The sequence below is a fragment of the Pokkaliibacter plantistimulans genome (assembly GCF_003194385.1).
GTDB classification, from domain to species: domain Bacteria; phylum Pseudomonadota; class Gammaproteobacteria; order Pseudomonadales; family Balneatricaceae; genus Pokkaliibacter; species Pokkaliibacter plantistimulans.
In genome coordinates this window covers 1-3,480 of the sequence record NZ_LAPT01000170.1, presented here as the reverse complement: position 1 = coordinate 3,480, position 3,480 = coordinate 1, and the positions used below count along the sequence as shown (strand labels likewise).

Below are 3,480 nucleotides of genomic sequence, written 5' to 3'. Positions count from 1 at the left end.
AAGTGGTGATCTGCCCCGCCACTGCCGCCCAAGGCAGTGGCACTGTTCGGCAACCGGTGTGTCTTTCCACACACCGCTGCATAGTGAACAGGCCGTTGCAAACGTTATCGAGGTAGCCGAGACAAGCCAATGCTCCCAGAGCACAAGCATCAGGTGAAAAGCGGAGTGGAGTGAACTCAATGAGCACTCCCTATGCTCGCCCCTTCGGGGCCGTGCTAAAGCACGTTCAGCCTTTGGCTGTGAGCGTGTTTTTGACGCGGTATTCGGCAACGCAGATAGGTTTTCAGGGACCTGCCAAGGCAGGCTGCCGGTCGATCGCTAATCCCCTTTGCCTCGGAGTGATGCCATGTCTGCCACTGTTCCGCTTAATCGCACGCCCAGAGTCATCCCCGGTTTTGGCCTGACCCTGGGTTTTACCCTGTTCTATCTCAGTCTGATTTTTCTGCTGCCGGTCGCCAGCCTGCTGCTGTTCACCGTCAGCATGAGCTGGCATGACTTTGTTGCGGCGGTCACCCATCCACAGGTACTGGCTTCCTACCGCCTGTCATTGCTGGCCTCGCTGGCGGGGGCGGGCATCAATCTGCTGTTTGGTGCACTGGTGGCCTGGGTGCTGGTGCGCTACCAGTTTCCCGGTAAACGGCTGCTGGATGCACTGGTCGATCTGCCCTTTGCCCTGCCCACGGCAGTGGCCGGTATTGCACTGGTGACCCTGTATGCCAAGAGCGGCTGGATTGGCCAGTATCTGGAGCCGTTCGGCATCAAGATCGCTTATTCCCAGCTGGGGGTGATTATGGCGCTGACCTATATCGGCCTGCCCTTTGTGGTGCGGACGGTGCAGCCGGTGCTGGCTGATCTGGAAGCCGAACTGGAAGAGGCCTCGGCCAGCCTGGGCGCCAGCCGTTTTACCACGCTGCGCCGGGTGATTCTGCCCTCCCTGCTGCCAGCATTGCTGACTGGTTTTGCGCTGGCCTTTGCCCGCGCCATCGGCGAGTACGGTTCGGTGGTGTTTATCTCCGGCAATATGCCTTACCGCACCGAAATCACGCCCCTGCTGATCGTCGCCAAGGCCGAGCAGTTCGATTACCACGGCGCGGCGGCCATCGGCACGGTGATGCTGTTATCTGCCTTTGTACTGTTGTTGCTGATCAATGGCCTGCAGGCCTGGGCCAGCCGCCGCGCCTGAGGGGCGGGCGGTCACAAGAACGGAGAGAAATGCATGAATTCCCTGACCCATGATGCCGCCGATGGGCTGGCTGCCGGTGCTGTGCCGGTCGCCCGGCGCTGGCAACGTGCTACTGAAGAACCGCGCTGGTTGCGCTGGACCCTGATCGGTATCGCCGTCGCTTTTCTGGCCACCTTTCTGCTGCTGCCCCTGACCGTGGTGCTGTACAGCGCCTTTGAGCGCGGGCTGGCCGTGTGGTGGCAGGCACTGAACGATGCTGATGCCCGTTCGGCAATTCGTCTGACCCTGCTGGTGGTGGTGATTGTGGTGCCGCTGAACGTGATCTTCGGCGTCGCTGCCGCCTGGGCCATCGCCAAGTTTGATTTCCGCGGCAAGCCGATCCTGATTTCGCTGATTGATATGCCCTTTGCCATTTCGCCGGTGGTGGTGGGGCTGATCTTCGTCATCCTGTTCGGTGCCCATGGCTGGCTCGGACCCTGGCTGGCGGAACACGACCTGAAAGTGATCTTCGCCGTACCGGGTATCGTCATCGTCAGTGTGTTTGGCACCTTGCCCTTCGTCGCCCGTGAGCTGATCCCGCTGATGCAGCAGCAGGGCAAGGAAGAGGAGGAGGCATCCCTGACCCTCGGGGCCAGTGGCTGGCAGACCTTCTGGCGGGTCACCCTGCCCAATATCAAGTGGGGGCTGATCTACGGTGTGATCCTGTGTAATGCCCGCGCCATGGGCGAGTTTGGCGCCGTGGCGGTGGTGTCCGGGCGGATTCGTGGTGAAACCAACACCATGCCGCTGCATATCGAAGTGCTTTACAACGAATACATGTTTACCGCGGCCTTTGCTGTGGCCTCGCTGATGACAGGTCTGGCACTGCTGACCATCGCCATCAAGACCCTGATCGAATGGCAAGACGAACGCCGCCGCCATGGTGCGCACTGATAGAGACTGACCGGTGGGAGACACACCATGAGTATTGAGATTCAACAGATCAATAAACGCTTCGGTGACTTTGTCGCCGTCGATAACGTCAGCCTGTCCATTGAAGATGGCCAGCTGACGGCACTGCTGGGGCCGTCCGGCTCCGGCAAGACCAGTCTGCTGCGGATCATTGCCGGTCTGGAAGCCGCCGACAGCGGGCGCATCCTGCTGCACGGTGAAGACAGCACCGATCGCCATGTCAGCGAACGCGGTGTGGGGTTTGTGTTCCAGCACTATGCGCTGTTCCGCCATATGACGGTGTTTGACAATGTGGCCTATGGGCTGACGGTCAAACCCCGCGCTGTGCGCCCCGACAAGGCGACGATCCGCAAGAAGGTGATGAGCCTGCTGGAGCTGGTGCAGCTGGACTGGACCGCTGCACGCTACCCGTCACAGCTGTCCGGCGGCCAGCGTCAGCGTATTGCACTGGCGCGGGCACTGGCGGTGGAACCCAAGGTACTGCTGCTGGACGAACCCTTTGGCGCCCTCGATGCCAAGGTGCGGGCCGAGCTGCGGCGCTGGCTGCGACGGCTGCACGATGAAATCTACGTCACCAGCGTTTTCGTTACCCACGATCAGGAAGAGGCGATGGAAGTGTCCGACCGGGTGGTGGTGATGAACCGGGGCCGGGTCGAGCAGGACGGCTCACCGGAGCAGGTTTACGATCATCCGGCCAACCCCTTCGTCTATCAGTTCCTGGGCAGCGTCAACCGCTTCCCGGCACGTATTCATCAGGGCGTGGCGGAGGTGGCAGGCATGGTGCTGCCACTGGCGCAGCCGGGCGATCACAGCGAACAGGGGCAGCTGTATGTGCGCCCCCATGAGCTGGACCTGTTTGCCGAAGCCACACCCAACAGCCTGCGCGCACAGCTGGAACTGGTAACAGTGGTGGGGCCAACGGTACGGCTGGAGTTACGCCAGCAGGGTAGCGATGAGGTGATTCACGCGGAGCTGCCCAAATATCGCTTCCGCGAGCTGGGGCTGGTGCAGGGCGAACAGGCCTGGCTACGCCCCCACGGTGCACGGGTATTCAGTGAGCAGCTGGGGTGAGGGTGGCGAACCGCGCCGACGGATTGGTGCAGTGATGTAGGGTGTGGTGAACGAAGTGAACCGCACCGTGTGAAAACTCGAAATGTCAGTCTTTGGCCCGGTGACTGGTGCGGTTCGTACCTCACCGGCACCCTTGTATCTCTTCTGGAGTTTCTGATTAGCTACCAGCGACTCCAAAGAGCTCGGTGAAGTGGACGGCACCCTGGGCACATGATGTCGTGACGTAGATTCACTCCCGAGCTCTTGTTCTCACACATTGAATGGTATCGAAGCGC

Annotated in this window: 3 protein-coding genes; all 3 read left to right on the top strand. The window is 60.9% G+C overall.

Translation table 11 applies throughout. The features are described from left to right. Nucleotides 1–346: 346 nt before the first annotated feature. Genes cysT through WH50_RS25260 form a run of 3 tightly spaced genes read left to right on the top strand, consistent with a single transcriptional unit; the run spans nucleotide 347 to nucleotide 3,205 of the window. A complete protein-coding gene (gene cysT, locus WH50_RS25270) occupies nucleotides 347–1,183 on the top strand; it encodes a sulfate ABC transporter permease subunit CysT (protein ID WP_110190195.1) in 837 nt (278 codons plus the stop codon). A 33-nt stretch (nucleotides 1,184–1,216) separates the two neighbouring features. Beyond that, nucleotides 1,217–2,116: a sulfate ABC transporter permease subunit CysW gene (cysW, locus tag WH50_RS25265; protein ID WP_110190193.1), complete on the top strand. Its 900-nt coding sequence runs from the start codon at nucleotides 1,217–1,219 to the stop codon at nucleotides 2,114–2,116. Nucleotides 2,117–2,143: 27 nt separating this feature from the next. After that, nucleotides 2,144–3,205 carry a sulfate/molybdate ABC transporter ATP-binding protein gene (locus WH50_RS25260; RefSeq protein WP_110190191.1) on the top strand — a complete coding sequence of 354 codons (1,062 nt, stop codon included), beginning with the start codon at nucleotides 2,144–2,146 and terminating at the stop codon, nucleotides 3,203–3,205. Nucleotides 3,206–3,480 lie beyond the last annotated feature (275 nt).